The sequence below is a fragment of the Schaalia sp. genome, from assembly GCF_050312375.1.
Lineage (GTDB): Bacteria > Actinomycetota > Actinomycetes > Actinomycetales > Actinomycetaceae > Pauljensenia > Pauljensenia hyovaginalis.
Map to the genome: position 1 here is coordinate 1 of NZ_JBNOYB010000115.1, position 26791 is coordinate 26791.

General features: G+C 67.7%; 20 protein-coding genes and 1 tRNA gene. 10 read left to right on the plus strand and 11 right to left on the minus strand.

Annotation, left to right across the window (positions count from 1 at the left end):
• Positions 1 to 75: 75 nt before the first annotated feature.
• Both ACQY7V_RS09125 and ACQY7V_RS09130 read right to left on the minus strand, forming a co-directional pair.
• On the minus strand, positions 76 to 813 hold the full coding sequence (locus ACQY7V_RS09125; RefSeq protein WP_184451540.1) for a phosphoglyceromutase: 738 nt from the start codon (positions 811 to 813) through the stop codon (positions 76 to 78).
• A 53-nt stretch (positions 814 to 866) separates the two neighbouring features.
• Positions 867 to 1190: a histone-like nucleoid-structuring protein Lsr2 gene (locus tag ACQY7V_RS09130; RefSeq protein WP_154475296.1), complete on the minus strand. Its 324-nt coding sequence runs from the start codon at positions 1188 to 1190 to the stop codon at positions 867 to 869.
• A gap of 242 nt (positions 1191 to 1432) precedes the next feature.
• On the opposite strand from ACQY7V_RS09130, the gene ACQY7V_RS09135 reads away from it, so the two are divergent.
• The 3 genes from ACQY7V_RS09135 to ACQY7V_RS09145 are packed head-to-tail and all read left to right on the plus strand — an operon-like array spanning position 1433 to position 3987.
• Positions 1433 to 2779: an LLM class flavin-dependent oxidoreductase gene (locus ACQY7V_RS09135; protein ID WP_303773138.1), complete on the plus strand. Its 1347-nt coding sequence runs from the start codon at positions 1433 to 1435 to the stop codon at positions 2777 to 2779.
• A gap of 42 nt (positions 2780 to 2821) precedes the next feature.
• Positions 2822 to 3511 (plus strand): CE1759 family FMN reductase, encoded by a 690-nt coding sequence (locus tag ACQY7V_RS09140; RefSeq protein WP_303773136.1) that lies wholly within the window; start codon positions 2822 to 2824, stop codon positions 3509 to 3511.
• The gene (locus ACQY7V_RS09145) at positions 3508 to 3987 is read left to right on the plus strand and encodes a MarR family winged helix-turn-helix transcriptional regulator (RefSeq protein ID WP_154475300.1); all 480 of its coding nucleotides are present in this window, start codon (positions 3508 to 3510) and stop codon (positions 3985 to 3987) included. The genes ACQY7V_RS09140 and ACQY7V_RS09145 overlap by 4 nt, the downstream gene beginning before the upstream one ends.
• 167 nt (positions 3988 to 4154) lie before the next feature.
• Here ACQY7V_RS09145 and ACQY7V_RS09150 read toward each other — a convergent pair whose 3' ends face one another.
• The 3 genes from ACQY7V_RS09150 to ACQY7V_RS09160 all read right to left on the minus strand — a co-directional run bounded on the left by ACQY7V_RS09150 (position 4155) and on the right by ACQY7V_RS09160 (position 6548).
• Positions 4155 to 4937 carry an amino acid ABC transporter ATP-binding protein gene (locus ACQY7V_RS09150; protein WP_428639919.1) on the minus strand — a complete coding sequence of 261 codons (783 nt, stop codon included), beginning with the start codon at positions 4935 to 4937 and terminating at the stop codon, positions 4155 to 4157.
• Complete coding sequence (locus tag ACQY7V_RS09155; RefSeq protein WP_428639921.1) at positions 4934 to 5596, minus strand: amino acid ABC transporter permease; 663 nt, start codon at positions 5594 to 5596, stop codon at positions 4934 to 4936. Before ACQY7V_RS09155 ends, ACQY7V_RS09150 begins: the two co-directional genes overlap by 4 nt.
• 79 nt (positions 5597 to 5675) lie before the next feature.
• Positions 5676 to 6548, minus strand: a complete 873-nt coding sequence (locus ACQY7V_RS09160) for a transporter substrate-binding domain-containing protein (RefSeq protein WP_428639924.1) — start codon at positions 6546 to 6548, stop codon at positions 5676 to 5678.
• Between the two features lie 908 nt (positions 6549 to 7456).
• On the opposite strand from ACQY7V_RS09160, the gene ACQY7V_RS09165 reads away from it, so the two are divergent.
• Genes ACQY7V_RS09165 through ACQY7V_RS09190 form a run of 6 tightly spaced genes read left to right on the plus strand, consistent with a single transcriptional unit; the run spans position 7457 to position 16298 of the window.
• Complete coding sequence (locus tag ACQY7V_RS09165) at positions 7457 to 9139, plus strand: choice-of-anchor M domain-containing protein (protein ID WP_320835948.1); 1683 nt, start codon at positions 7457 to 7459, stop codon at positions 9137 to 9139.
• Positions 9136 to 10731, plus strand: a complete 1596-nt coding sequence (locus tag ACQY7V_RS09170; protein ID WP_320835947.1) for an anchored repeat ABC transporter, substrate-binding protein — start codon at positions 9136 to 9138, stop codon at positions 10729 to 10731. Before ACQY7V_RS09165 ends, ACQY7V_RS09170 begins: the two co-directional genes overlap by 4 nt.
• On the plus strand, positions 10728 to 11699 hold the full coding sequence (locus ACQY7V_RS09175; RefSeq protein ID WP_320835946.1) for a choice-of-anchor M domain-containing protein: 972 nt from the start codon (positions 10728 to 10730) through the stop codon (positions 11697 to 11699). The genes ACQY7V_RS09170 and ACQY7V_RS09175 overlap by 4 nt, the downstream gene beginning before the upstream one ends.
• Positions 11696 to 12418, plus strand: a complete 723-nt coding sequence (locus ACQY7V_RS09180) for a metal ABC transporter ATP-binding protein (protein WP_320835945.1) — start codon at positions 11696 to 11698, stop codon at positions 12416 to 12418. The genes ACQY7V_RS09175 and ACQY7V_RS09180 overlap by 4 nt, the downstream gene beginning before the upstream one ends.
• Complete coding sequence (locus ACQY7V_RS09185; protein WP_320835944.1) at positions 12415 to 13299, plus strand: anchored repeat-type ABC transporter permease subunit; 885 nt, start codon at positions 12415 to 12417, stop codon at positions 13297 to 13299. Before ACQY7V_RS09180 ends, ACQY7V_RS09185 begins: the two co-directional genes overlap by 4 nt.
• Positions 13296 to 16298, plus strand: a complete 3003-nt coding sequence (locus ACQY7V_RS09190; protein WP_320835943.1) for a choice-of-anchor M domain-containing protein — start codon at positions 13296 to 13298, stop codon at positions 16296 to 16298. Before ACQY7V_RS09185 ends, ACQY7V_RS09190 begins: the two co-directional genes overlap by 4 nt.
• Before the next feature lie 67 nt (positions 16299 to 16365).
• Here the strand turns inward: ACQY7V_RS09190 and hemH are convergent, their stop codons facing one another.
• The 3 genes from hemH to ACQY7V_RS09205 form a co-directional block, all read right to left on the minus strand.
• Entirely contained in the window at positions 16366 to 17349 is a 984-nt protein-coding gene (hemH, locus tag ACQY7V_RS09195) for a ferrochelatase (RefSeq protein ID WP_303778130.1), read from the minus strand.
• A gap of 74 nt (positions 17350 to 17423) precedes the next feature.
• Positions 17424 to 20078 (minus strand): VaFE repeat-containing surface-anchored protein, encoded by a 2655-nt coding sequence (locus ACQY7V_RS09200; protein WP_428639928.1) that lies wholly within the window; start codon positions 20076 to 20078, stop codon positions 17424 to 17426.
• Positions 20079 to 20377: 299 nt separating this feature from the next.
• The gene (locus tag ACQY7V_RS09205; RefSeq protein WP_320835941.1) at positions 20378 to 20947 is read right to left on the minus strand and encodes a TetR/AcrR family transcriptional regulator; all 570 of its coding nucleotides are present in this window, start codon (positions 20945 to 20947) and stop codon (positions 20378 to 20380) included.
• 91 nt (positions 20948 to 21038) lie between these two features.
• Between ACQY7V_RS09205 and ACQY7V_RS09210 the strand changes: the two genes are divergently transcribed.
• Entirely contained in the window at positions 21039 to 21422 is a 384-nt protein-coding gene (locus tag ACQY7V_RS09210) for a DUF1304 domain-containing protein (protein WP_320835940.1), read from the plus strand.
• A gap of 156 nt (positions 21423 to 21578) precedes the next feature.
• Here ACQY7V_RS09210 and ACQY7V_RS09215 read toward each other — a convergent pair whose 3' ends face one another.
• From ACQY7V_RS09215 to ACQY7V_RS09225, 3 genes are all read right to left on the minus strand, one after another.
• On the minus strand, positions 21579 to 24407 hold the full coding sequence (locus tag ACQY7V_RS09215) for a Cna B-type domain-containing protein (RefSeq protein WP_320835939.1): 2829 nt from the start codon (positions 24405 to 24407) through the stop codon (positions 21579 to 21581).
• Positions 24408 to 24812: 405 nt separating this feature from the next.
• Positions 24813 to 24885: transfer RNA gene (locus ACQY7V_RS09220), tRNA-Thr, on the minus strand.
• Between the two features lie 130 nt (positions 24886 to 25015).
• Positions 25016 to 26638 (minus strand): alpha/beta hydrolase, encoded by a 1623-nt coding sequence (locus ACQY7V_RS09225; RefSeq protein WP_320835938.1) that lies wholly within the window; start codon positions 26636 to 26638, stop codon positions 25016 to 25018.
• Positions 26639 to 26791: the final 153 nt, after the last annotated feature.

Genomic DNA, 26791 nt, shown 5'->3' on the forward strand with positions numbered 1-26791 from the left:
TTGTCCGGACGGGCCCCGCTCGGCAGTCGATCGCGCGCGGTCATCGCGCAGGCGATGAGGCGCCGCGCTCCGGACTCACTTGCCCTGGTTGGCGACGGCGGCGATTTTCGCCTCGGCCTCGGGATCGAGGTAGGTGCCGCCCTTCTTCACGGGCTTGAGGGTCTCCTCATCGAGCTCGTAGACGAGCGGGATGCCGGTCGGGATGTTGACGCCGGCGATCTCGTCATCGGAGATCTCGTCGAGGTGCTTGACGATGGCGCGCAGGGAGTTGCCGTGCGCGGCGATCATCACGGTCTTACCCGTCTTGATCGTGGGGACGATGGTGCCCTCCCAGTAGGGCAGGAGGCGCTCGAGGACGTCCTTGAGGCACTCGGTCATCGGGATCGGCTCACCGGCGTAGCGCGGATCGGCGTCCTGGGAGTACTCCGAGCCGGCCTCGATGGCGGGCGGCGGAACGTCGTAGGAGCGACGCCACTGCATGAACTGATCCTCGCCGTACTCGTCGCGGATCTCCTTCTTGTTCTTCCCCTGGAGGGCGCCGTAGTGGCGCTCGTTGAGGCGCCAGTTGCGCTCGACGGGGATCCAGTGGCGATCGGCCGCGTCGAGGGCGAGGTTCGCCGTCATGATCGCGCGGCGCAGCATCGAGGTGAAGAGGACGTCCGGAAGGACTCCGGACTCCTTGAGGAGCTCACCGCCGTGGGCGGCTTCCGCACGGCCCTTCTCGGAGAGGGGGACGTCCACCCAACCGGTGAAGAGGTTCTTCGCATTCCATTCGCTCTCGCCGTGGCGGAGCAGCACCAATGTGTAGGTCATGCCGTTATTCTTCCATTCTCTTCAGAGCGTGTCACTCGGCGAGCGAGCGCTTTTCAGGCCTTCGCGGCCTCATAGGCGGCCACGACATCGGCGGAGATGCGACCGCGCTCGTTGACGGCCACCCCTTCGGCCTTGGCCCATTCGCGAATGAGGGCGGCGCGTGAATCCGCCTTGGGCTTCGCGGAGCGGGAGCGGGTCTGACGGCCGCCCACGCGCCGCGCCTTCTGCGTCCACTTCGCGAAATCAGCGGTCATTTCTTCGATGTGCGCTTCAGAAAGATCGATTTCGTAGGAGACGCCCTTGAAAGCGAAAACGATGGTGTCGTCGGCGGCACCGCCATCGATGTCATCAACGAGGACGACCTGGGTCTTCTTCATTCGAGATTCTCTTTCATTTCGGACGGGCCGACGTTCGGCTCGTTATTCCACAAGAAGAATAGCAAGAGGAATGCCTCCGAAGAAGGTGATAATTCTTATGAAGCGAATAGGCGAATTCCCTCGCCCGCGATCAGGTTCACCCCCCCGACGCTTCTTGCGTGCGTGAACAGGATCACCCCGCCCCTCCCCCAGTTAGTTGAAACTTGTACTATTCTGGTGTCAACGCCGACGAAGGAGCCCCTATGCAGTTCGGAATCATGAGCGTCTCCGACCTCACCACCGACCCGACGACCGGACGCACCCCCACCGAATCCGAGCGCATCGCCGACATCCTCATCATGGCGAAGCACGCCGAAGAGGCCGGCCTCGACGTCTTCGCCCTCGGAGAGCACCACAACCCGCCCTTCTTCTCCTCCTCGCCCACGACGACCCTCGCCCGCATCGCCGGCGCGACAGAATCCCTCATCCTGTCGACTTCGACGACGCTCATCACGACGAACGACCCGGTGAAGATCGCCGAGGACTACGCCATGCTCCAATACATGGCGGACGGTCGCATCGACCTCATGATGGGACGCGGGAACACCGGCCCCGTCTACCCCTGGTTCGGTCAGGACATCCGCCAGGGCATCCCGCTCGCGATCGAGAACTACGCCCTGCTGCGCAGGCTCTGGTCGGAGGAGGACATCGACTGGTCCGGCAGATTCCGCACGCCTTTGCGCGGATTCACCTCGACGCCCCGCCCCCTCGACGGAATCCCCCCATTCGTATGGCACGGTTCAATCCGCTCCCCCGAAATCGCGGAGCAAGCCGCCTACTACGGCGACGGATTCTTCCACAACAACATCTTCTGGCCGCCCTCGCACACCGCCCGAATGGTCGCGCTTTATCGCGAACGTTTCGAGCATTACGGGCACGGCGTCCAGAAGAAGGCGATCGTCGGCCTCGGCGGCCAGGTCTTCATGCGGAAGAACTCCCAGGACGCCATTGCCGAATTCCGCCCTTACTTCGACAACGCGCCCGTCTACGGAAACGGTCCCAGCCTCGAAGATTTCATGCGCCAGACCCCCCTCACCGTCGGCTCCCCGCAGGAGGTCATCGACCGCACCCTCGAATTCCGCGACGTCGTCGGCGACTACCAGCGCCAGCTCTTCCTCATCGACCACGCCGGCCTGCCCCTGCGCACCGTCCTCGAGCAGATCGACCACCTCGGCGAGATCGTCCCGATCCTGCGCCGCGAATTCGACGCCATGCGCGACCCGCAAGCCCCCGCGAACCCGCCGACTCACGCCTCCCTCCTCGCCGAACGCGACGGGGCGGACGCCGTCAACGAGATCCACCGAGAACTCGCCCGCGCCGAAGGAGTCGCCGAATCCGTCCGCCTGGGCGGGGCGGCCGCCCCCTCGGCGACCACCGCCCCCGCCCGCGTGAAAGCCGCGGCCGCAGAGGCCTTCGGCAACTCCGACGCCTTCGGAGTGCGCATCGCCTCCGAGGAGGACTCGGTGACCGGCGCCTCTTTCTACGAGCAGCGCGAATCCGAGGAAGCGGCCGTCTCGCACGCCGACGCCCTCCTGCGCGAGCTCGCCTGACGCCCCGCACCAGCGGCGCCACCGGAAAAGAATCGAGGAGCAGTGCCCACGATCGTCATCATCCACGCCGGGATGAGCGAGGAATCCTCGACCGCGAACCTCGCATCCCGCTTCCGTTCGGCCCTCGAGGACGCGAGTGCGGCCCCCGCCTCGCGGATCGAGGTCCGGACCATCGCGCTGCGGCCGCTCGCACATGCGATCACGGACCACGCCCTCACCGGATTCCCGAACGAGCGCCTCGCCGAGGCCCAGAAGACCGTCATGAGCGCCGACGGGATCGTCGCGCTCACCCCCACGTATCAGGCCTCCTACTCCGGACTGTTCAAGTCCTTCTTCGACGTGCTCGACCCGGACGCCCTCAGGGGGAAGCCGGTCGCCCTCGGCGCCACGGGAGGCACTCCCCGGCACAGCCTGGTCACGGAAGTCGCGATGCGCCCCCTGTTCACCTATCAGCACGCCGACCCCGTCCCGACCGCCGTCTACGCGGCGACCGAGGACTGGGGCGCGCACGCGCACGACTCGGATCCCAGCGGCGGCGACGGACTCTCCCGACGCATCCGCAGGGCGTCGCAAGAGCTCCTCTCACGGCTCCCCGGACACGGGTCGTCCCGCCCCGAGGGCGCGCAGACGATTCGAACAGCTACACTTGATGCTCACACGAAAGCGCCGACCGAAGCCGACACGTGGCCCGGATTCGTCGAATTTGAAGAGCTCATGGGAGGCATCGAATGACCCGACGCGACGCGCGTGGACGGGCGTGGGAGGCCTACTTCACGACCACGACACGCCTGACCAACCGGATCGAGACCGAGCTCAAGAGCAAGCGGAGGATCAGCCTCCCCGAATACAACGTCCTGCTCCAAGTCTCGCGGGCCGGGGACGAGGGCATCCGCCCCTCGCTTCTCGCCCACCAGGTTGTTTTCAGCCCCTCCCGTTTGACTCACACGGTGAACAGGCTCATCGCACGCGGGTTCCTCTCCCGTACGACCTGCGCCGAGGACGGTCGCGGCGGACTCATCCACCTCACCTCCGAAGGCGCGGACCACTTCCGCGAGACTGCGCTCGTTCACCGCGACATCATCCGCTCGCTCGCGCTCAACGACCTGTCCGATGAGGAGATCGAGGTCCTCGATCGGGTCTTCACCCGGATCGAGAGGCGCATCGACGACTCCTGCGGAACCGGGGCCGCGAAGCACCAGAAGGACTGATCGAGAGCGGCGCGCGGCGAGTGCGGGAATACTCTCGGCGCGGCAAAGTGATGCTTTCGGCGCGGCAAAGTGATGCTTTCGGCGCGACAAAGTGATGCTTTCGATGCAGCAACGTGATGCTTTCGGCGCGACAAAGTGATGCTTTCGGCGGAACAGGGGCGCACGACCTAAAGGGACGCGGAGAGCTCGGCGGTGCGCAGCGGATCGAGGACGCGCGAGAGGAAGCGCCGCGTGCGCTCGTTCTTCGGGCGCGAGAGGACCTCGCGCGCACTCCCCTCCTCGACGATCCTCCCGCCGTCGAGGAAGAGGACCCGGTCGGCGACGTCGCGGGCGAAGGCAATCTCGTGGGTGACGATCACCATCGTCCATCCCTGATCGGAAAGATCGCGGATCACTTCGAGGACGTCCCCCACGGTCTCCGGATCGAGGGCGGAGGTCGGCTCGTCGAAGAGGAGGAGCTCGGGCTCGAGGGCGAGGGCGCGGGCGATGCCGACGCGCTGGGCCTGACCGCCCGACAGGCTCGCAGGATAGGCGTCGAGCTTGTCCGCGAGCCCGACCCTGCCGAGCAGCTCGACGGCCTGCTCCTTCGCCTCGGCGAGCGGGCGCTTCTGGGCGTGGACCGGGCCCTCGATGACGTTCTCGAGGGCGGTGCGGTGCGGGAAGAGGTGGTGGGTCTGGAAGACCATTCCCGACTTCGCCCGCAGGGCCTGGAGCTCCCCCCTGCTGGGCTTCGCCGAGTAGTCGACTTCCGCGTCGCCGATGCGGACCCTCCCGACCTCGGGGATCTCGAGGGCGTCGAGGGAGCGCAGAAGGGTCGTCTTGCCCGATCCGGAGGGGCCGATGAGGGCGGTGACGGTGCCGGCCTCGGCATGAAGGTCGACGCCCCGCAGGACCTCGCGGTCCCCGTAGGACTTCCTCAGGCCGGACACGGCGAGGAGCGGTGCGGTCATGAGTGAGCCTCCAGCTTCTTCTCGATTCGGGACTGGGCGGTCGCCAGGACCGTGCAGATGAGCCAGTAGTACAGTGCGGCGAGCGAGTAGAGGAGGAGGAAGCGGTAGCTCGGCGCGGCGATGATCTGCGCCTCGCGCAGCAGCTCGCTCACCATGATCGAGGAGGCGAGCGAGGTGTCTTTGACGAGGCCGATGAAGGTGTTGAAGAGCGGCGGGACGGCGACGCGCAGGGCCTGCGGGGCGATGACCCGGCGCAGCGTCGTCGCACGGTCGAGGCCGATCGTCTCCGCCGCCTCCCACTGCCCCGTGGGGACGGAGAGGATCGCCGCTCGGATCGTCTCGGCCGTGTAGCCGCCGACATTGAGGGAGAAGGCGAGGATCGCCGAGGGGAAGGGGTCGATGACGACCCCGAGCTGCGGGAGCGCGTAGAAGATGACGAAGAGCTGGACGAGGAGCGGCGTCCCCCGGATGAGGGAGACGTAGACGCCCGCGAGTCCCCTGAGGATCCGCGACTCGCTGAGGCGGGCGAGGGCGATGAGGATCGCGATGACGAGCCCGATTGCGAAGGAGGCGAGGGTGAGGGGGATCGTCGCGGCGAGCGCGCCGCGGGCCAGCGGCCAGATCGACCGGCTGAGGAGATCGAGGGCGGTGGTGTCCACGCGGGGCCTTTCTCATGAGCGGCTCGCAGGCCGCGGCCCCGCCCTCGGCCGCCGTGAGGGGACGAGGGCGGGAGGGGGTTCACTTCGCGGATTGCGCGGAGTCGTCGAGCGGCGCGGAGACGTCCACGCCGAAGTACTTCTCGGAGATCGCCTGGAGCGTGCCCTCGGCCCTGAGCTCGTCGAGGGCCCCATTGATCGCGTCGAGGAGTCCGGAGTCCTTGCGCAGGGCGAAGGCCTGGGCGACAGCCCGATCCGGGAGCTCGAAGGCGATCTTCACGCCCGGGTCCCGCGTCGACTTCAGGTAGTCGAGGACGGCGAGGCCGTCGTTGATCGTGTAGTCGACGCGGCCGTCGCGGATCGCGGCGACCGCCTCGGTGAAGCCGTCGACGGGTTCGAGCCTCGCCCCCGCGTCCTTGGAGATCCGCGTCCAGTTCGAGGTCGCCGAGTGGGCGGCCCTGCGCCCTGCGACGTCCTCGATCGAGGTGATCGAGGTGTCGTCCTCGGCGACGAGGGCGACCGGGCTCGAGCTCGCGTAGGTGTTGGAGAGGTCGTAGCGGGCGAGGCGCTCGTCATTGACGCTCACCTGGTTCGCGATGAGGTCGTAGCGCCCCGCCTCGAGGCCGGCGAAGATCGCGTCCCACTTCACCTCGGCGAACTCCGGGGTGACGCCGAGCTTGTCGGCGAGCGCGCTGATGACCTCGACGTCGTAGCCGGTGAGCTCATTCGTCGCCGGATCGTGGTAGGTGAAGGGCGCGTAGGTGCCCTCCGTCCCGATCTTCAGCACGCCGGACTTCCGGAGTGCGGCGAGGGCGTCGTCCGCCGCGGCGCTCGACGCGGTGCCCGCGGACCCGGAGTCGGTCGTCGGCGCCGAGGAGCAGGCGCCGAGGGCGAGCACGGGGATGAGGGCGAGTGCCGAGGCCGAAAGCGCGCGGGCGAGGAGGGAAGAGGGCATGGTGGCTCCTGGGAGGCAGAGGAAAGGGACGCACGCCGGGCCAGGCCCGGATGCCGAAGGGGGACGAGGGGAAGGGGCTTGGGCCCCGAAGGGCGCGCCCTCAGGCGCGCAAGCCGTCGCAGGACGCTCCGGTCCGGCTGAATCGGCGGGTCAGCGACAACAGCTCCGACACGGGCAGTCGCGAAGAGCGCGCATCGGCACGCGCTCCACCGAGACGGCGGAGGAGGCGGAGGCGAAGATCGTGCGGCTCATGACCGATGAGCCTAGGACGCGGAAGCGCCCCTCGCATCGCGGGGTCCGCCACCCGGTCCTTCGTAACACGGGGTCGTTAAGCGAGCCCCTTGAATCCCGATCCTCCGGCATCCGGCAAGCGTCACGACCTCCGCTTCGCGGGGGCGATCCTCGCGACGGGGATCCTCGCCGGTCTCGTCGAGGCGATCGCGCGGAACCGCCATTCGGTCCCCCTCCTCGATGCCGTCATTCAGACCTCGCCCCTCGCCGAAAGCATCACCTTCAGCCGCCGAAAGCATCACCTTCGTCCGCCGAGAGCGACCGCGACACGGCGAGGAGAAGGGTCCTCCGACAGGGCCTTCGACGAGGGCGACGAGGGCGGGGCGCATTTCACAAAGGGCATTTTCAGCGGAGCTCTCCGCCGAGGAGGACGCGCCCCTCTTCGATGCGCGCCCCGCTCCTCAAGGGGACGGCCGCCCCTCGACGACCGGTTCTGCGCGGAAATCCGCCGGTCCGATGCGATGCGCCCTCCCGGCGGGGAGGGATGAACGCAGTCCGGAGCGGGGGCGGCTCGCCTTCGCGGGGGCGCTACGGGCAGGCGGGAGCGGAGTCGACGAAGTCGAGGAGAAGGACTATCTTTCTAATGATAGCCATTCCCATTACTTATAAAGGTCTTCATGCGTCTCCTCGACAGGCTTCCCGCGCGCCACCGCCTCCAGGCCGCGCTCCTCGTCCTCGCGCTCACCCTCCTTCTCACGGGCCTGCTCCCCCACAAGGCCATCGCCGCCGAGACGACGCCCCCGACCGCAGCAGGATCGACCGCGACGACGCTCCTCACACGCGGTCACACCGATGTCTTCGCCCTCGTGCCCAACGGCGATTCGATCTCCCTCGTCGCCAAGGAAGACCTCTCCACGCCCGGAACGCCGCACTTCCACAACCCGGCGACGATCATCTTCGGAGTCGGCGACGAGGCCAAGACCGACGCCACGGCCTCGATCGAAGGGATCGGCGCAGCCGGCTACGCCCTTCCACAGTCGGAGAACCCGTCCCTGCTCTGGCCCGGATGGGACTCCACGCGCATCGCCGGCCTCTCCCCCACTCAGATCCGCCTGGTCATCGACACCGTTGAAGGACCCGGCACGGTCTACCTGTGGCGCTCCGGGGCCTTCAACGCCGTGAACCCGGTGTTCGAACAGGGAGGGTACGATGCGGCGTCGGGCCGCTCGATCCTCCAGCACTCCCCGACCCACGAGCACGCGAATTGGCTCTTCAGCGCGCCGGGCGACTACACCCTCACCCTTCACGCCGAAGCGCAGACCCCGAAGGGACGGCTCGTGAGCGAAGCCGCGGTCTACACCTTCGCGGTGGGCGGCGAAGCCCTCGCCCGGGCGGAGGCCCGAGCCGCGACACTGCTCCCCTCCCGCGCAGCCGGCGAGAAGCAGAGCGCCTCAGAGCCCGCGAAGGACGCCCCCGCCTCCGAGAAAACCCGGACGAACGGGGCCTCGGACCTCAAGGCCGCGACCGCAGCGGAGCAGTGCATCCCGACTCCCCTGACCGCCTCCGGCGGCGGCACGGCCGTCGGCGGCTCCCATACGATCCGCGCGAACACGCACGTCCACCCGAACTGGGTCTTCACCCAAGCCGGCACCTACAAGGTGTCGATCACCCAGAGCGCGCGCATGAAGTCCGGGCAGATCGCCCGCACCTCCGCGATCCTCACCTTCGAGGTCGGGGGCTCCGGCAACGCCGACTCCGGCCACTTCGACATCGGCACCTCCGCCAGCGCATCGGGGATCTCCATGCTCGTCAAGGACGACCGGACCCAGCCCGCCCGGTGGATGAACCCCTCCGCCCTCGTCTTCGGACTCGGTTCGGCCGCCGAGGTGAGCGCACCCGCAGGAATCGAATTCATCGCGAAGCAGGGCCAGAAGGTCTGGATGATCTCCTCCAGCCAGGTCGCCTCGGTCCCGTGGGTCGGCGCCAACACCATGCACCCCGAGCTGCTCCGCAACACGAGCGGCGACGTGACGTGGACGCTCAACGGCGTCTCCGGTCCGGGAGCCCTCGCGGTCTTCGAGTCCGGGAACTTCGGATCCCTCGTCGGCACCCGCTGGTTCGGCAGCATCGGCGGCCCGGGCGGCCAGACCACCTACGTGGGGCGCACGGCCGACGGGCGGCCCTGCACCCTTGACGAGGCGACGATCGCCCGCCTGCGCGCCGAGGGCCATAACGTCGACGCCTCCGCACTGCCCTCGGGACTCGCATCGACGGGCTCCTCCGCCCTCACCCTGCTCGTCGTCGCCCCCGTTCTCGCGGTCGTCGGCTTCGCCCTCGCACGTCGGCTGCGCGCGCTGTGAGCACCGCATCGACCGCGTCCCGGCGCCGAAGGGGCGCGCGCAGGGCGGGGCTGAGCGCCGCCGCCCTCGTCCTCGCCACGACCGGGCTCGCCGGATGCGCGCAGGGCGGGGCGGCGCCCTCCGAATCCTCCGGGCCGGGGATCTCGATCGTCGCCTCGACGCCGATCATCGCCGACCTCGTCCGCAATGTCGCCCCCGATGCCGAAGTCCACTCCCTCATCCCCGAGGGCGCCGACCCCCACTCCTTCGAGCCCTCCATGGCCCAGTTGCGCGACATCGCCCACGCCGACATCGCCTTCTCGAACGGGCTGCTCCTGGAGAGCACCGCCCTGTCCAAGCAGATCGACGCGAACCTCCCCGAGGGCGCGCCCCGCATCGACCTCGGCTCCGAATCGGTGCCCTTCGGCGCACGGCCGATCCCGCTCGTCGAAGACATCTCGCTGGCGACGATCTGGCTGGGCCTGCGCGTCGACGGCCAGGCCTCGGCGGATTCAACCGTGCGCTTCGAAGCGACGAGGGCGACCGGCCCCGGCGACATGGCGGCATTCACCACCGGCACTTTCGGCGAACCGCGCCCCTGGATCGCCTCGAAGGACGGGATCGACTCGGACGACCGGGTCGAGCTGCCGACCAACGCCCACACGCACATGTCCTGGGGCTTCACCCGGCCCGGCGACTACACGCTCGACCTGAAGGCGACCCTCGTCTCCCCCGCCGGGGAGACGCCCCTGGGCACCGCCGGCCTCACCTTCTCCGTCGGCACCGACCCGCACGCGCTGGGCCGCACGATCCTCGATTCCGGGCACGCCGACCTCACCGCGCACCTCGAAGGCGGACTCGCACTGCGATCGGACGCGAAGGGCGAGCTCGATCCCGCGCGGATCGTGATCGCCGTGCCCGACACGACGACCACCCTGATCCCGGACAACAAGTGGCGCTTCCTCGCCGACCCCGGCGACGAGGTCCGCATCCTCGCCCAGGCCGTCATCGGAACGCACGTTCACGGCGAGATCGACCCGCACATGTGGCACGACGTCACGAACGCCATCGCCTACACCGAGCTCATCGCCGATCAGCTGGCCCGGACCGACCCGGAACGCGCCCCCGAATACAGGAAGAACGCCGCCCGGACGAAGGCCGAGTTCGAGACCCTCGACCGGTGGATCCGGAGCGTCATCGCCTCGATCCCCGAAGCGAAGCGCTCCCTCGTGACGGCCCACGATTCCTTCGGCTACTACGGCCGGGCCTACGGGCTCAAGATCGGGGGCTTCGTCGCCCCGAACCCCTCGCTCGAACCCTCCGCCTTCCAGCTCGCCAACCTCGCGCGAGTCCTCAAGACCTCTCCGGCATCCGGCGTCTTCGTAGAAGCCAACTCCCTGTCCCACCTGGGCGAACTCACGGCCCTCGCCCGAGCGACGGGCAAGTCCGTCTGCGAACTCCACTCCGACACGCTCACCACCGAGGTCCCCACCTACCGGGCGCTCATGGAGTTCAACACCCGTTCGATCAAATCCTGCCTCGACCCCGAGTCCCTGCCCGCATGGCCGCTCTCGGACGAGGATTCCGTCCCTTCCCTCTCAGGAGAACAGTGAAACTCTCACGCATGCTCATCCGCGCCACGGCGTTGACCGCCCTCGTCCCAGCGCTGCTCGTCGGCGCGAACCCGGCACTCGCCGAGGACTCGACCACGCTCGACCCCTCCTTGACGCAGGTCGTCGAATCCGATGAGGAGATCGCCCCCGCGGGCACCCCCGTCGAGATCTCCGCGGGGCACGTCGACCTGGGGCCGAAGTTCATCGACGGGAAGTGGACCTTCCTCGCGCGCGACGACACGGCCGAGCACCCGGTCTGGCGGCACATCGACGATGTCGTCTTCCGGGTCTCGGACGCGGCTCAGCTCTCCCTGCCCGAGGACGACGCCTACTCCTTCATCCAGGCTCAGGGCCCGGTCTGGGCCGTTCCGCAGTCCGAGATCGCCGAGGTCGTCTGGCTCGGATGGAACACCCAGGATCCCGAGGTCGTGTCGCGCCTCGCGCAGGGCGCCACCCTGGTGTTCGAAGGGCACCAGGGCGAGGGCGACTTCCACGCCTTCGTCGAGGCGGGGAACTTCTCCGGTCCGCAGGAACTGTGGAACTCGACGAAGGGGACCGCCCAGCCGATCCACATCGACGCCAACACCCACACCCACGCGAACTGGGTCTTCACCCAGCCGGGCATCCACCTCGTCCGCCTGTCCCTTCAAACCCAGCTCACCGACGGATCGACCGTCGAGGATACGCGCGTCCTCCGCTTCGCCGTAGGGAACGAGGCCGACGCCCAGAAGGCGCTGGAAGCGGCGTGGACCCAGTCCAACGCACCCGAGGCGCCCGCCCAGGTCGACGAGCCCTCCGCCCTCGACTCCCACGCCTCCCTGCCCCTCTACCTCGCAGGCGGTCTCGGAATCGCCGCCCTCGCGCTCCTGGCGTTCGTCTTGATCGCCCAGAAGCACTCCCGCTCCCGCGAGCGCGCCGCGGAGAAGATCGTCGAGGGCGAGAAGCGCGAGCAGGAGGAGGAGCGATGAACCGGGCGCTCGAGGTCGATGCGCTGTCCGTCACCCTGGGGGGGCGCCGGATCCTCGACCGCGTGAGCCTCACGGTTGAAAGCGGCGAGCTCGTCGGGCTCATCGGCCCCAACGGGGCGGGGAAGACGACCCTCATGCGCGCCATCATGGGACTCCTCAGCATCGAGGGGCGGATCCGCACGATGGACGGCCCCATCGGATACGTGCCGCAGCGCCAGGACCTCGACTGGTCCTACCCGATGAGCGCCGCTCAACTCGTCGCCGGCGCCTACGTCGGGATGCGCCGCGCCCCCCGGCGCCTCGAACGCCTGGAGGCCGTCTACCGGGCGCTCGACGCGGTCGGCATGTACGACTATCGGAATCGCACGATCCAGGAGACCTCCGGCGGCCAGAAGCAGCGCCTCCTCGTCGCACGGGCCCTGGTCACCGGGCCAAAGCTGCTCCTGCTCGACGAGCCCTTCACCGGTCTCGACCATCCGAACCAGGACGCCCTGTCGCGCCTCTTCGTCGACCTCGCGCGCACGGGGGTGGGCGTCCTCATGTCGACCCACGACCTCACTCAGGCCGTCGACATCTGCCACAGGATCGTCATGCTCAACCGCAGCGTCAAGGCGGACGGCGAGCCCGATGCGCTCCTCGAGCCGGGCCTGTGGATGGACACCTTCGACGTGGCGGAGGATTCGGCCCTGCTGCGCTCGCTGGGGATGGTGAAGCGATGACCTTCCTCGACTTCCTCACCGACCTGACGAATCCGACCTTCGCCTTCCTGCCCCGCGCGCTGCTCATCGCCATCGCCTCCTCCGTGATCTGCGGCGTCGTCGGGACCCACGTGGTGCTCAGGGGCCTGTCCTTCGTCGGCGACGCCCTTTCGCACGCGGTCTTCCCCGGCATCGCCATCGCCTTCGCCCTGCACGGGTCGATCCTCGTGGGCGGCGGCATCGCGGGCCTCCTCGTCGCTGCCCTCATCTCCACCTTCTCGCAGAACCGCAGGATTCGCGAGGATTCCATCATCGGGATCTTCTTCGCCGCGGCCTTCGCGCTCGGCCTCGTCATCGTCGCGAAGACGCCCGGATACACGGGCTCCCTCGAATCGCTCCTCTTCGGCTCCCTCACCGGTGTGACGAACACGGACCTGCTCGCCTCCCTCATCGGGTGCGTCATCATCGGGCTGCTCCTCGCCGTCTTCCACGATCGCATCGTCCTGGTGAGCGTCGATCGGGACTACGCGAGGTCCCGGGGGCTGGGCGTTGCGGGAATCGACCTGGTGCTCCACCTCGCCATCGCCGCGGCCGTCGTCATCTCCGTCCAGACGATCGGGAACATCCTCGTCCTCGCCCTGCTCATCACGCCCGCGGCGAGCGCCCGCCTCCTCACCGACCGGGTCGTCCCGATGATGATCCTCGCCCCGATCCTCGGCTCCCTCGCGGCCTTCCTCGGGATCTGGGCCTCGTGGTCCTTCGACATCCCCTCCGGCGCGGCGATCGTCCTCATCTCCGCGCTGCTCTTCATCCTCGTCTGGCTCTTCGCTCCTGGGCGCGGTCTCATCGCCGCTCAGTTCGCGGGCATCCGCATGGCCCGCACGGAAAGGACCCCCGCATGAGAATCCACTCCCCCGCAGCCCTCCTCGTAGGCGCCGCCCTCCTCCTCGCGCCTCTGGCATCGGCGCCCGCGGCACGGGCCGACTCCCCCGAGTCGGATGCGCCCGCCCTCGCCGCCGAGCACAAGCCGGGACAGCCGGGGGCAGGCGATCTGCTCCCCGCCGACCTCGCCGTGCCCGCGGGCTCACCGGCCGCCGATCCCGCGGCCGTGCCGGGAGCGGATGGGCGCGTCGCCCACGCCTGCGCCGGCCGCAAGATCCTCCATCACAGCCACGTCGACGCCGCCTATGCGACTCGGATCAAGGGCGAGCTCGCCATGACCGTCATCGACGGCCAGCACGTCCTCGACGACCCCGCATCGGTGTGCATCCGTCTCGCCCCCGACGCGCGCGGCTCCGACGGACGGGAAGTCTCGCGGATGGTGATCCCCTCGCAGCCCAAGGGGCTCTTCGACTTCCTCGGCAAGCCCGGCGACATCGTGTGGAACGCCCCGCAGGAGCTCGTCGACAACTGGCGGCCCGTCTGGGCGGGCATCGGCGCCTTCGACGTGAATCACGAGAACTCGCTGCCCGAGGGCGTTCTCCTCGATGAGATCTCCATCCAGATCACCGGGGCCTCCGGTCCCGGTCGGGTCGAGGTGTGGCGGACCGTCGGTTCGGATTCGCTGAGCCGGGGACTGTCCTCCGATCCGGCCCTCGCCCCTTTGAAGCTCCGCATCGGCTCCCACGGCCACTGGAACTGGAGCTTCACGCAGGCGGGCGTCTACCGGCTCACCATGGTCGCCTCCTACCAGCCCAAGGACGGCGGGGAACGGGTGGTCTCGCGACCGACGACCGTGACCTGGCTCGTCGGTTCCGATGCCGAAGTCGGGCTCCCCGAGGGGACGACGACCTCCCTCACCCCCATCTCCCTGAGCGCCGAGCAAGTCCGCGATCAGCCCTCCGCTTCGGGCGCTCCGTCGGCGGGCGGGACGACTGGCGCCTCCGATCCCGCCCCCGCGGCGCCCGCCGCCGACACGACCGCCGTTGACGAGGCCCGCGCGCAGATCAACACCCTGTTCCGCCGTCCTCAGTACATTCCCGCCCCGCCCTCGGCACCGCAGAACTACGTCTACGCGGCCTCGATGGCGGACGCGCAGCGCGACGGCAAGACGATCAAGGCCGTCGAGCTCACCGTCACCCGGGACGGAACCCCCACCTCCGACGCCCCGATCCTCGAGGTGCCCGATTCGCTCCGCCAGAAGACCGAGATCGGCGAGGCCTGGGTCCTGCCCGCGTCCGGCCCGAACGGCTCCCTCGGCTACGACTTCACCAAGATGCCCGCCGAGCTGCGCTCCCAGCCGATCGTCTTCGACGTCGCGGTCTTCAGCGGCCCCAAGGAGGGGCGCTACATCGCGGGCACCATCGCGGACGGGAAGATGACGACCCTCCACGACACCGTCACGAGGGCAGAGCGGAAGAATCACACGAACGATCCCAAGGCCCTGCCGCTCGCGCACGTCTTCACGAAACCCGGCGTCTACAAGGTGGAATACTCCATCAGCGCAGACGACGTCGCGAAGAACCACTCCTACGCCTCCCGGGTCGCCTACTTCGTCGTCGGAGACGCCGCCATCCGCGCCCTCAAGGAGATCGACGCTGAGAAGAAGCAGCCGACGCCCGCCCCGGACGCTCCCTCGCAATCGGGTGAGACGAGCGGCTCGAAGGAACCCCTCAGCCCCTCCGCGCCCGCAGAGGGCGAGACGACCGGGGGCGCAGCGGACCCGGCCTCGCCCCTCCACCTCATCAGCGAGGGGCACATGGATCAGGCGCTCTCGCTGAAGGACGGGAAGGCTCAGGCATTCGTCCTCGACACCGTCGATCCGCGCAAACCGGTCATCCGCGAATCCGGCACCTTCGCCTACGCCGTCCCCGACAGCACGCACGCCATGATCCCCTCGAACGCGAAGGGCTACGAGGAACTGCGGGCCGCCGCGCCGAAGGGCGTGTGGAGCCTGCCGGAGACGCAGATCGAAGGCATCCCCTGGGTCGGCTTCTCGACCGAACGCGTCGACTACTCGGCACTCGGCCCGTCGGGGGTCACCGTCCGCCTGGCGAATTTCACGGGCCCCGGGCGACTCATCACGGGGAACACCTCCCTCTTCGACGGCTTCGTCACGCGCCTCGATTCCCTCAAGCCCGATACGGCCATCTCCTACCTCTTCGGATCGCACGACCATCAGGCCTTCTACTTCACCGCGCCCGGCCGCTACGCGACGGACTTCGTCTACACCGCGCATCTCAAGGACGGGACCTCCGTGGAGAAGACCCTCCGCGCGGTCTTCCTCGTCGGAGATGCCGCGATCGCGAAGAACGCCGCAGGGGGAACGGCCCCCGCGCCCGGATCCGCTGCGGGTTCCTCCTCCTCGAGCCGGGGCAAGCTCCTGCCGATCGATGAACTCGTCGCCTCCTTGAACGCCGCCGCGCGCGCCGAGTCATCCGGGGGCGCTTCCACGCCCGCGTCTCCGGCGGCTTCGACCGGTGCGCAGGCCGCCTCCTCGTCGATCCCCCTGCCGACGAGCGCTCATCCGCTCCTCGGCACGGCGAGCCCCCAGGGCGGAACGGCCGTTCAAGCGGGCGGCGCGAGCCCCGCGCCCGCGTCTTCCGGCGCACCCGCCTCCTCCGCGGCTTCCGCTCCCTCCGGCGCATCGGGTTCCTCCACGGTATCCGGAACGCTCGTCTCGGCGAGCGGATCCGGAGAGGACGGCGCCGCCTCCGCAGGCGAGACCGCCGAGGAGGGCGCTGCCGAGGGCCTTTCCTTCGAGGAGGGGACGGACGAGGGCTCGAGCAGGGTCCGCGCCCTCAGCAAGCCGGAGTCCCCGGTGAGCGCCCTGCTCAACCCGGAGCGCGGATCGGCCGCCTCCTCCTCGTCCGCATGGTGGAGCTGGATGCTGGTCGGCATCGGCATCAGCGCGCTCATCGGCGTCGGCGGGTGGGCCTTCATCGCGCGCAGGCGCGCCTGAGACTCCCGGCGGCGGCTCGTCGATGCACCGATCCCCCCGGGGGAATCGCCCGTTCCCAATGGCGGCTTCACCAGGCGGAGAGGAGAAGACGAGCCTGCTCGCCGAGGGCGCGAATCGCCCGAGGCGACTCGTTGCCCCAGCGGATGTAGTGGAACTCGCCGCCACCCGCATTGACGAAGGTCTCACGATTGAGCTGATCGATCTCTTCGAGCGTCTCCAGGCAATCCGCCACGAACCCCGGGCAGATGACGTCCAGGCGACGCGTCCTCGCGGCTCCAAGGGCTTCGACCGTGTCGATCGTCGCAGGTCCGAGCCACTTCGAGGGGCCGAAGACCGATTGGAAGGTCGTCACGCACTCCTCCTCGTCGAGCCCGAGCCGCTCCCTCAAGGCCGCAGCGGTCTGAAGGCATTCTGATCGGTACGGATCGCCCGCCTCATGCATCGCGACGGGGATCGAGTGGAATGAGCAGAGCAAACGCTCGCCCGCAGCGAAGTCCGGGCGACCGGCACGCCCCCAGTGAGCCCTCACCGCCTCCTCAAGCGCATCAACATACGCCGGAGCCGTCGGGAAGGAGCCCGCCAGACGGATCCGGGGGTGCGCACGGCGCGATTTCAGCCAGTCGGCCACGGCGTCGTTCACGGAGGCCACGGTCGTCGCCGAATACTGCGGGTACGCGGGGAGAATGGCGATTCTGCCCGCCCCTCGAGCGCTCAGCTCATCGAGGACGTCGCCAAGAGCGGGTTCCCCGTACCTCATCGCGGGCACCACGTGGACGCCGAGTTCAGCCTGAAGGAGCTCCGCCTGGCGTTTCGTGTAATGCCCCAGGGGAGAGCCCTGAGGCATCCACACCGTTGCGTACTTGGCGGCCGATGCCCTCGGCCGGACCCTCAGGATGATCCCCTCGAGGATCGGCCGCCACAGGAGACGGGGGAGCTCGATGACCCTCGGATCCGTGAGGAATTCGCGCAGGTACCTGCGCACATCCTTCGTCTTCGGGGACTTCGGCGTCCCCAGGTTCACCAGGATCAGTGCGGGCTCATCGGCTTTCACCCGCTCAAGGCTAGCCCAGGAGGGCGGGCGCGCGTATGCCGCCGGATGGGCCGGAGGCTCTGCGCACCCCCGCCTCACCCTCTTCCGGGCACGACGATCCGGCCGAGGATGCCGAGCATCAGGAGGAGCAGGGCCACGCCCATCACAGCGGAGGCATCGCCTCCCGTATCGGCGAGCCCGGGCGCCGGGCCTTCGGCCGGCGGAGGCGGAGCATCCACTCGGACGGTCTGCCCCTCGTCGTCGATATCGGCGTGAACCGCGACGAGCCCCTCATCCGAGGAGAGCTCCTCGAAGACCACGAGCTCCCTGCCCGCGAGCGCCGTCGTGTTGAGCGTGAATTCCACGTCGACGCAGCCCTTGGGCTCATCCGGCGTGAACTCGAGCTCCCCCGTGACCCGGGTTTCGCCCTCGAGCAGGGGCGAGTTCAGAAGGCGGTCCATGAGCACTCCGCTCAGCCAGTAGCGCATCCCCGGGTTCAAGCCCTCGTAGCAGACCTCGTCGAGGATCCGGGCCCCAGGGCCGGCCGGAATGGACGCGTCGCCCTCGTCCCCGTCGCGCGCGGTGGTGGAGATCTTCGGGGCGGGCCCGGTCCTCACGCTCTGCCCCTCATCATCGAGGTCGGCGTGCGCGGCGATGAGCGCGCCGTCACGGCTCAGGCGCTCGAAGACGACGCTCGTCCGACCGGCGAGCCGCGCGCCCTCGGCTTCGAACTCCACGTCCACGCACCCTTGCGCCGCCTCGGCGGTGAACTCTGAAGCCCCCGTGATCCGCGCGCCCGCGCCGTCGAGCACGGGTTCCCCGGAGTCGCGATCCATCAGCACCCCTTCGAGCAGGTAGGACGCCCCGCCCTCGAGTCCTTCGTAGCAGACGCGATCGCGGATCCGGACGGTGCCCGCGGGCGCCAGCTCCTTGTCGCCGTCAGCGGCATCGGTGGCGGTCGTCGAGAGTTTCGGCTGCTCATCGGGCTTGTCGACGCGGAACTGCTCGCTCGGGTCCTCGACGCTCGATTCGAAGGGCCTCACTCGCGCGTCCCCGGTGAAGGACGACACGAACACGTAGGTCCCCGGCCCGCCGTCGACCTTGAAGTCCGTGGACCCCACGCTCGGGTGGAATCCGTTGCGCGCCGGGACCTCGACGCTCGCGACGAGCTGCGCGCGATCCCGATTCTCGTCGAGCACTTCGAGTCCTTCGGGGAAGAAGAGCAGGCGCTGCGTGAGGGTCGGAGCGTCCGCATCGAAGCCCATGCCTCCTGTGAAGGCGGGGTGGTCCGAGGGGAAGCCCTTGATGAAGAGGTCGTCCACCAGGTAGTCCCCGGATTTCGTCGTCCGAGTCGTCAGCGAGGAGTCGATCTCGAGAACGGCGGGGACCGAGCTCGTCTCCTCGGGGAGCCCGAAGGCGTCCGACCAGTTCGCATGGACGAGGTCGCGCACGCTCACGGTCTCGCCCCGATCGTCGACGCTGTGGCTTTGCGCCTCCTTGTCGACGCGCCAGACCCACGTGAGAAAACCCGGTTCCGCCTGCTCGTCCAGGGCCGCCGCGTACTGGCCCGGGCCTCGTGCGATGATCCGCACCGTCCCCACGGGTTCGGCTCCTTCGGGTACGTCCGTGCTCGTCTCCGGGAGCCGTTCTCCGAGGGCGTAGGCCGTTCCCTCGAAGACCACCGGGACCGGAGCGCCGCCGATGCTCATCCAGGTCCCCGACCCGTAGTCGGGATCGGCCCCGACTGTGAGCACATCCGAAGGCGGCGCGTCAACGGCGTGCTTCGCGTCGCCCACCGAAGAGCGGGCGATCGGCTGGAAGTCGAACTCGACGCGCCAGCTCGGTCCGGCGACCCGGCGTTCCACGGGTTCTCCCGCGGGCCGGTCCCCGATCGATACGGTGTCTTGAATGCCCGGACTCGTCGTATAACGGGTGAGGCTCGTCCGCGCCGGATCCGTGTACACGATCGATGCGTTAACGGGGCCGTTGCCCGTCGATCTCCACGCGAGCGACACGGGTTCGCTCGCCGTCGACCCGGACCATGTGCTCGATCCGGTGGCGGTGAACACGGCCGGCCCCTCCAGGATCGCCGTCACCGCTCGACCCGCGACCCACCCGCTCGCCGACACGATTCCTATGCCGCGAAGCTCCCCCTTGCGCTCCCCGTCACCGATCACCTCCGCCGAGGAATAGCGCACCGCCGCGGAGCGGCGGGCCTCTTCGACGTACTTCCGCGCGAGCGCATCGACCTGGGGGATCTGCGTCCTCACCGCGCTCACCAGTCGGCCCACCGAATCGGCGGGATCCCGACCCGGATCGGCGGATTCGAGATTCGCATGAACGAGGTAGGCGAGCGCGGCGCGGTTCGTCGCCTCCTGGTTCCCCTGATACTCCATCAGGATCCACGCCAGTTGCGCGGTGGTCGCATCGAGTTCCGCCGGCCCCCATTGGGAGGAGTCGGTGAGGGTCGAGAGGGAGGCGGAGTGCTGAGGCTGCGGATCCGTGCGCCACATGTGCGTGCACCAGGTCGGGTGGCGCTTGTCCCCGTTCGTCGGCGCTTCGAAGGCGCCGAGCCACAGGTCCTGCCCTCCTCCCCCGATGTTCCGGACGATGATGCCCGCTCCGTTCTGACGCGCGTGCGCCGGGGAGGGGGTTCCGACGAACAGCAAGGAGAAGAGTATGAGGCACATGACGAGGCCGAGCGCTCGACGGGATCCGGTGCGGTGAACGAACTGGCGGGCAGAGGGCATGGTGGCGCCTTTCGACAAGGGTCTTCACGATTCCGGACGTATCGGAACCGGCTTCCCGCGGCACCGCGGGATTCATCGACGAGGGCGCCCTCTCGTCATCACCATCGTGCGCCGTCCGAGACGGATCTGCCTAGAGCCCCTCTAGCGCTTGTGGATAACCCGTCGCGGCGCCGAGGTGTTCGCGCCGGGCGTTCGGAGCGCAGGCCTTCTGAGTGCAGGCGTTCTGAGTGCAGGCGTTCAGCCCGCAGCGGGTCTTCGGAGCGCAGTCGGATGCGGAGAGGGGCGGGGCGGCGGAGGGTTCAATCGTTCAGCAGCGTCAGCGCTTCGTCGAGGTCCGCGGCGGCCAGGGCCGGGTTGGTGCGCGCCAGGGCCAGAGCCGAGATGTTGAGCGCGACGAGCATGCGGGCCGTGCTGCGCGCCTGCGGGGCGCTGAGTCCGGGCTTGGAGGCGAGGACCCCGGCCGTGAAGGCCCTGAGCAGTTCGGCGTGATAGTCGGCGATCACGCCCGCCACGAGCGGGTCAGCGCCCACCGGGGCGTTGGCCGCGGCGACGAGCAGACACCCCGGGTGCCCGTCTTCGCTCACGACGCCGTCGCGCAGCTTAGTGAAGTAGCGGGCGAGGGCCTCAGGGAAGACATCGGGCCCCTTCAAGCGGGCGATGAGGGGGCGCACCTCCTCATTGAGATAACTGTCGATCGCCTCGTCGAAGAGGCCTTTCTTCGAACCGAAAGCGTGGTAGAGGGAGGAGCGTTTGAGGCCGGTGGCCTCCTCCAGATCGGGGACCGCGGTCGCTTCGTAACCCTTGGCCCAGAAGATGTCCCGGGCGCGAGCGATCACGACCCGGCGGTCGAAGGTGGCGATTCTTCCCATGTGCGCAACCCCATAACCCTCACACTTTTTGTACTGTGCATTTCACTATATATTGAAACAGTCGTTACATAATATCAAGGGAAGACCTCTCATGATCCTCGCCGGCCTCAGCATCGCCCTCCTCGCCGCCGCCCTGCACATCTTCATCTTCTACATCGAATCCCTCGCCTGGACCACGAAGGGCGTGAAGATCTTCGGCCTCACCCCGCTCCAGGCGGAGCAGACCAAGGAGATGGCCTACAACCAGGGCTTCTACAACCTCTTCCTCGCCCTGATCGTCATCATCGGCACGATTTTCCACTTCGCGGGTTCACCCCGGGTCGGCCTCGCCCTCACCTTCGCCGGAACGGGCTCCATGCTCGCAGCCGCCCTCGTCCTCTTCCTATCCTCGCCCGAGAAGCGCGCGGCGGCGATCAAGCAGGGCGCTCTGCCCCTGCTCGCCGTGGCCCTACTCGCCATCGGCGCGCTCTCCTGAAACGCCCCCTCGAAGGCGGGGCGCCACCGCGCGCAGGACCGGTGCCGCACTGAAGGAGAGGGGCGGCATGAAGCGGGGCGGCCCCGAGCGCGTGTCGTCGCACTCGGGGCCGCCCCTGCGAAGGCCGGGTTCAGCGGCCGTGAGGATCAGTCATCCTCAGGCCTTCTTGCGCCTGCCCGCTCCCCAGGCCAGCGCGCCCGCACCGCCCAGGAGGAGGGTCATCGCACCGACGCCCACGGCATCGGCACCGGTCTTGGCGAGCCCGCCCTTGGGGTTCTGGGTGTTCGTCACGACGAAGCCCGCGGCCCCGTCCTTGTCGACCCGGGAGGTGTACCCCTCGATGCGGTCCTCGACGATCGTGTAGGCGATCTCCTTGCCGCCCTTGTACTTCGCCAGGCCCTCGAAGGCGCCCTTCCAGCCCTTGTCGGCCGTCAAGACGAGGGACTTGCCCGTATCGACTCCGTCGGCGTGAAGACGGACGACGGCCTTGGCGCGGACCTCGCCCACCCACTTCTTCTGCACGTTGACGCCGATCACCTCGGGCGCATGGGTGTTCGTCACCGTGAAGCCGACCTTCGGATCACCGGTCACGACGGCCTTATAGCCCTCGGGGACCTCGACCTCTTCGACCGTGTACACGATCTCCTTGCCCTTGTCCTTGAGGAAGAGGTCCGTCCAGGTGTGCGTCCACCCCGTCGATCCGCCGAGCTCGACGGGAGAGCCCAGGGCCTTCCCATCGGCGAAGAGCTGAACCTTCACCGATTCGGGGCGCTTCCCGTCCTGGTCCTCGGCATCGTCCCAGGCCTTGGTCACACTCACAGAGGTCTTGCCGGGAGTGTAGGAGTTGATGATCTGCTTCCCCTCGATCTGGGTCGCGTACTCCGGCACGGCGTCCTCGGTCACCGTGTACTCGATGAGGCGCCCCTCGGCCGTGTACTTGGGCAGCCCGGTGAAGGCGTAAGACCAGCGGCCCCCGGCGTCGGGCGTGACGGTCTTGGAATCCTTCTCCACCCCGTCGGCCTTGAGGCGGACGACGATGCTCTCCGGCCGCTTGCCGTCGCGGTCCTCGTCGTCGGACCACGTCTTGACGCCGTCGACATCAACGGTCTCGATATTCGCATTCGTGATCGTGAAGCCGCAGATCGTCGACATGTTCCCGGTGATCTTCACCGTGTACTTCGACGGGTCGACACCCGCGACCTGCGCTTCGGAGATCGTGTATTCGATGAGCTTGCCGCTCTTGTACTTCGGCAGTCCGGTGAAGGACCCCTTCCAGCCGTTGCCCTCGTTGAGGACGAGTTCCTGATCGGCGAGCTCGACCCCGTCGGCGAGGAGCTTCACCTTCACCTCAGAGCCCTTGGGCCCGACCCAGACCTTCTTCACGGGCACATCGACCGTTTCCGGCGTGTGGGTGTTCGTGATGAGGCCGCCCTCAACGCTCGGGGTGTATCCCTCGACGGGATCCTCGCTGAGGGTGTAGACGATCTGCTTGCCCGCGGCGTTGACCTTGTCAAGGCCGGTGAAGGACCCCTTCCACCCCATATCGGCGTTGAGCACCAGGGTCTTGCCCGTATCGACGCCGTCGGCCAGGAGGTGAACCGTGATCGAGGCAGGCCGCTTGCCGTCCTGGTCGTCACCGTCCTTCCACTTCTTCTCCACCGAGACCTCGACGCTCATCTTCTTATCGGTCACGGTCTGGATCGCACCGCCATCGGGCGTGACATTGAGGGTGAACTCCTGGTCGTTGAGCTCATAGCCCGCGGGGGCCTTCTTCTCCTTGACCTTGTACGTGCCCTGTTCGAGGACGCCCGAAACAACCGTTCCGTCCTCGCCCGTGGTGAGTTCGAAAGTCGACCCGTCCGGCTTCGTCACCGTGAAAACCGCGTCCTTCAAAACGATCTTCTCATCAGCGGCGTCCACCTTGATGAGCTTAATCTTCGAGGCGAGGTCCCCCTCAGCGGTACCGCCCGAAGCAGCGGACTTGTAAGAGCCTTCCCGCTCGACGGTTTTCTCAGTCGAGCTCAAGGTCACACCGTTCTTCAGAACAGTCCCCCGGTTGTAGGTCGATCGATAGGTCAGACGGTACTGCTCGCCGTTCAGGTCGCCGAGCCTGAGGGTGAAAGAACGCTTATTCTCGGAAAGGGTGAGCTTCCCCGTCAGATCGACATTGTCATTGAAGACCTCGACAGTGTTGCCGTACTCGTCCATCCTGATGTGGCGAAGCACGAAGCTGTCTTCGATGTAGGTCTCGTTGCCTGCGCCCCCTTTCAGTTCATCCGAGATCGTCACACCGGTCAAGGTCGCCTTCGTGTGATTGATCCGCACCCACCACGCGGCTTGTTCGGGCTGGCCGGAAACGGATTCGCCCCATTTCGTGATGTATTCGTCGACGACCGGCTTCGGACCATCCACGATGACGCCGTCGTCGATCGTCTGAGAGCTTCCGGCGACCTCCGAATTCACGGTCACGGTGAAGGTGTTCGGTTGATCCTTGAGGACCTTCTCGCGATTGAAGAGGGCGGCGAGGTACATCGTGCCCTTGACGTTGTACTTGTTCTCGACCTCGCGCGTGAAGATGACGTGAATGGTCCCGCCATTGTCGCCCGCACCGGGCGTCACATGCGCCTTTGCGGCGACATTCCCCTCAGTGTCTATGAGATCGAAGTCCGCCGCAGTGATATCGGCGGGGAAGCGCATGTTGTCCGGGAGCGTGACATCGAAATAGTCCCCCTCATGAAGGGTCGCTCCCAGAGCGCTGGCGTCCCAGCTCATCGCGAGGTAGAAGCGGTCAGTCCAGAAGAGGTGATCCACTTCCTGCTTCTCAATGTTCTGAATCGTGAAGTTCGTGATCTTCACGTCCACCGCTTTCGCCTCGGCATGGGCGCGCGACCCCAGGCCGGGGATGATGAGAACTAATGCAAGTACGAGTGTGAAGACGGCCCAGATGCGTCTTCTGGCGGGCAGAGTATGGGTTCGTGTGAACACGACTGACTCCTCGATGAATCGGCAGCCCCGCAGGGCTCGAAAATATGGAGTGTCCTGGTTCACGAGAAGAAGGGGCAAAATACGCCCCCCCCCCCCCGCATCTACGCAGTAACGCGGCCAGGCTACTGCGCAAAGATTTGAAACAACAGACCGATGTGACACCTATCACACCAGGCGCGGATATGCATTCACCGCCCCATCAACCCCCGACAATCGCCTTCACCTGCGAGAAGAAGACGCCCGAGCACCCCACCCGCACAATCCACCGCCTTCGACGCTGTCAAGATCTCGCCATGCCGGATCGGGCCAGAGCCGCACACAGGGAACGAAGCGGCCACGTGTCCAGTTTCAACGGGAAAGCCCGAGACCCCAACGCGGTTTTCGTTGGAATCTCGGGCTTTTCGGAGCCACCTGTGGGAATCGAACCCACGACCTATTCATTACGAGTGAATCGCTCTGCCGACTGAGCTAAGGTGGCGCGCCTGCCGTTCCCCGCGAGGGGCGTTCAGACAACGGTGAGAGTCTAATGGCCGAAGCGCCGCTGAGCAAATGACGCGGGCGCCCTCGTCGATGGTTCGGCTCACACCGCCGCACCGAATACTCGATGCTCAGCGGCAGACCAGACCGTCCTCGGGGAGCACTCCTCCGATGAAGAAATCCTCCACCGCACCCGTGATGCAGGAGTTCGCCTCACGGTCGTAAGCCGTATGCCCCCATCCCTCGTTGGTCACGAGGATCCCCGAATCCAGCTGCTGGGCGAGCCTCTTCGCCATCGCATAGGGCGTCGCGGGGTCGTGGGTCGTACCGATGACGACGATCGGAGCGCTCCCCCGAGCTGCGATCGGCCCCCGTTGCGCATGACTCGTCGGCCACTTGTCGAGCCCCGCGGACGCGTAGCCCGCGAGGTCGCCGAAGACCGGGAGCTCGGAGCGGATGAGGTCCGCGTTCTTCGCCCACTCCTCGATCGTTCCTGCCGGGCCGTAGTCGAGGTTGTTGACGGCCATCAGCGCTTCGGTCCCGTTGGAGGAGTAGCTTCCGTCATCGCCGCGATCGCTGAGGACGTCCGAGACGAACAGCAACTGGGAGCCGTCCCGGCTCTCGATCGCCGGGATGAGGGCCTGGGTGATCATCGCATAGGTGCTCTCCGAGTAGAGCATGCCGATGATCGCCGTGGTCGCGAGGTTCCTCGTCAGGGGGCGCTCGGGGTCGGAGGTCTCCAGGGGGGAGTCGTCGAGACTGTCGAGGAAGTCGACGAGCTGGCTCCTCGCCTGCTCATGGCTCCCCGACAGCGGGCACGCGCTCGACTCGAGGCAGATGTCGATCCAGTGGTTGATCGAGTCCTCGAATCCGCGCATCTGCATGTCGTACACCTCATCGACCGTCGCCGCGGGATCGATCGCGCCGTCGAGGACCATCCTGCCGACGCGCTCGGGGAAGAGCTCGGCGTAGGTCGCGCCGAGGAAGGTCCCGTAGGAGTAGCCGAGGTAGTCGATGGTGTCGAGCCCGAGGACGGCGCGCACCATGTCGAAGTCCTTGGCCGCGGAGATCGTGTCGATGTGGCGGAAGAGCTCTCCGCTCATCTTCTGACAGCCGGCTGCGACTGCGGCGTTCTCGGCCTGCGCCCGGGCGACGATCTCCTCGAGGGTCTGCCCCGAGGCCGCCTTCTTGCCGAGAATCGACCCTTCCGCGTTGTAGAGGTCGAGTTGCTCATCGCTCAGGCACTTGACCGGGGTGGATGCTCCGACGCCTCTGGGGTCCAGGGCGAGCAGATCGTAGTGATCGACGAGGGCGGTGCCCAGGTTGTCCTCGACCTGGTGGCTCAGGGCGCTGACCGCGGCGCCCCCCGGTCCCCCGAGGTTGAAGAAGAGGATCGGGGCGTCGGCCTTTCCGGAACGGTGGACGCCGAGGGCGAGCGTGATCTGCTCGCCGGAGGGATCGTCCCAGTCGAGGGGCGCATAGAGCGTCGCGCACTCGTAGGAGCGCAGGTCCGCCGGGCGAGCGGAGCCGGTGGTGACCTGACTGCTCGCACAGCTCCCCCAGTGGATCTTCTGCCGGTAGAAGTCCTCGGCGCTCTTCGCCGCGACCTCGTCCGCTCGGGCTTGCTCGACCTGAGAACCCCCCATCACGGACATGACCATTCCGGCGCCCCGGTAGACGAGGGTTCCGACGAGGGCGAGGCAGATGAGGACGGAGATCACCGCAACGGCGATGACGAGTTTCGAGGCTCTCATGCCCCCAGGGTATGGGATCCGTCTGACGGTCGGGGTATTCAAGAATCGCCTTCGCCGAAATGACGCGGACTCGGGCCTCGATCCCGCCCCTCGTTTCACGATGATCGTAGGGCGGGCCTCGCGCTCAGGTAGGGGTGGCCGCCCCGCCTCCGC

Bases quoted from the DNA above. Each gene is read 5' to 3' on its own strand.
- ACQY7V_RS09125 (WP_184451540.1), bottom strand. From the start codon at position 813: ATGACCTACACATTGGTGCTGCTCCGCCACGGCGAGAGCGAATGGAAT.
- ACQY7V_RS09130 (WP_154475296.1), bottom strand. From the start codon at position 1,190: ATGAAGAAGACCCAGGTCGTCCTCGTTGATGACATCGATGGCGGTGCC.
- ACQY7V_RS09135 (WP_303773138.1), top strand. From the start codon at position 1,433: ATGCAGTTCGGAATCATGAGCGTCTCCGACCTCACCACCGACCCGACG.
- ACQY7V_RS09145 (WP_154475300.1), top strand. From the start codon at position 3,508: ATGACCCGACGCGACGCGCGTGGACGGGCGTGGGAGGCCTACTTCACG.
- ACQY7V_RS09150 (WP_428639919.1), bottom strand. From the start codon at position 4,937: ATGACCGCACCGCTCCTCGCCGTGTCCGGCCTGAGGAAGTCCTACGGG.
- ACQY7V_RS09160 (WP_428639924.1), bottom strand. From the start codon at position 6,548: ATGCCCTCTTCCCTCCTCGCCCGCGCGCTTTCGGCCTCGGCACTCGCC.
- ACQY7V_RS09165 (WP_320835948.1), top strand. From the start codon at position 7,457: ATGCGTCTCCTCGACAGGCTTCCCGCGCGCCACCGCCTCCAGGCCGCG.
- ACQY7V_RS09180 (WP_320835945.1), top strand. From the start codon at position 11,696: ATGAACCGGGCGCTCGAGGTCGATGCGCTGTCCGTCACCCTGGGGGGG.
- ACQY7V_RS09185 (WP_320835944.1), top strand. From the start codon at position 12,415: ATGACCTTCCTCGACTTCCTCACCGACCTGACGAATCCGACCTTCGCC.
- ACQY7V_RS09190 (WP_320835943.1), top strand. From the start codon at position 13,296: ATGAGAATCCACTCCCCCGCAGCCCTCCTCGTAGGCGCCGCCCTCCTC.
- ACQY7V_RS09200 (WP_428639928.1), bottom strand. From the start codon at position 20,078: ATGCCCTCTGCCCGCCAGTTCGTTCACCGCACCGGATCCCGTCGAGCG.
- ACQY7V_RS09205 (WP_320835941.1), bottom strand. From the start codon at position 20,947: ATGGGAAGAATCGCCACCTTCGACCGCCGGGTCGTGATCGCTCGCGCC.
- ACQY7V_RS09210 (WP_320835940.1), top strand. From the start codon at position 21,039: ATGATCCTCGCCGGCCTCAGCATCGCCCTCCTCGCCGCCGCCCTGCAC.
- ACQY7V_RS09225 (WP_320835938.1), bottom strand. From the start codon at position 26,638: ATGAGAGCCTCGAAACTCGTCATCGCCGTTGCGGTGATCTCCGTCCTC.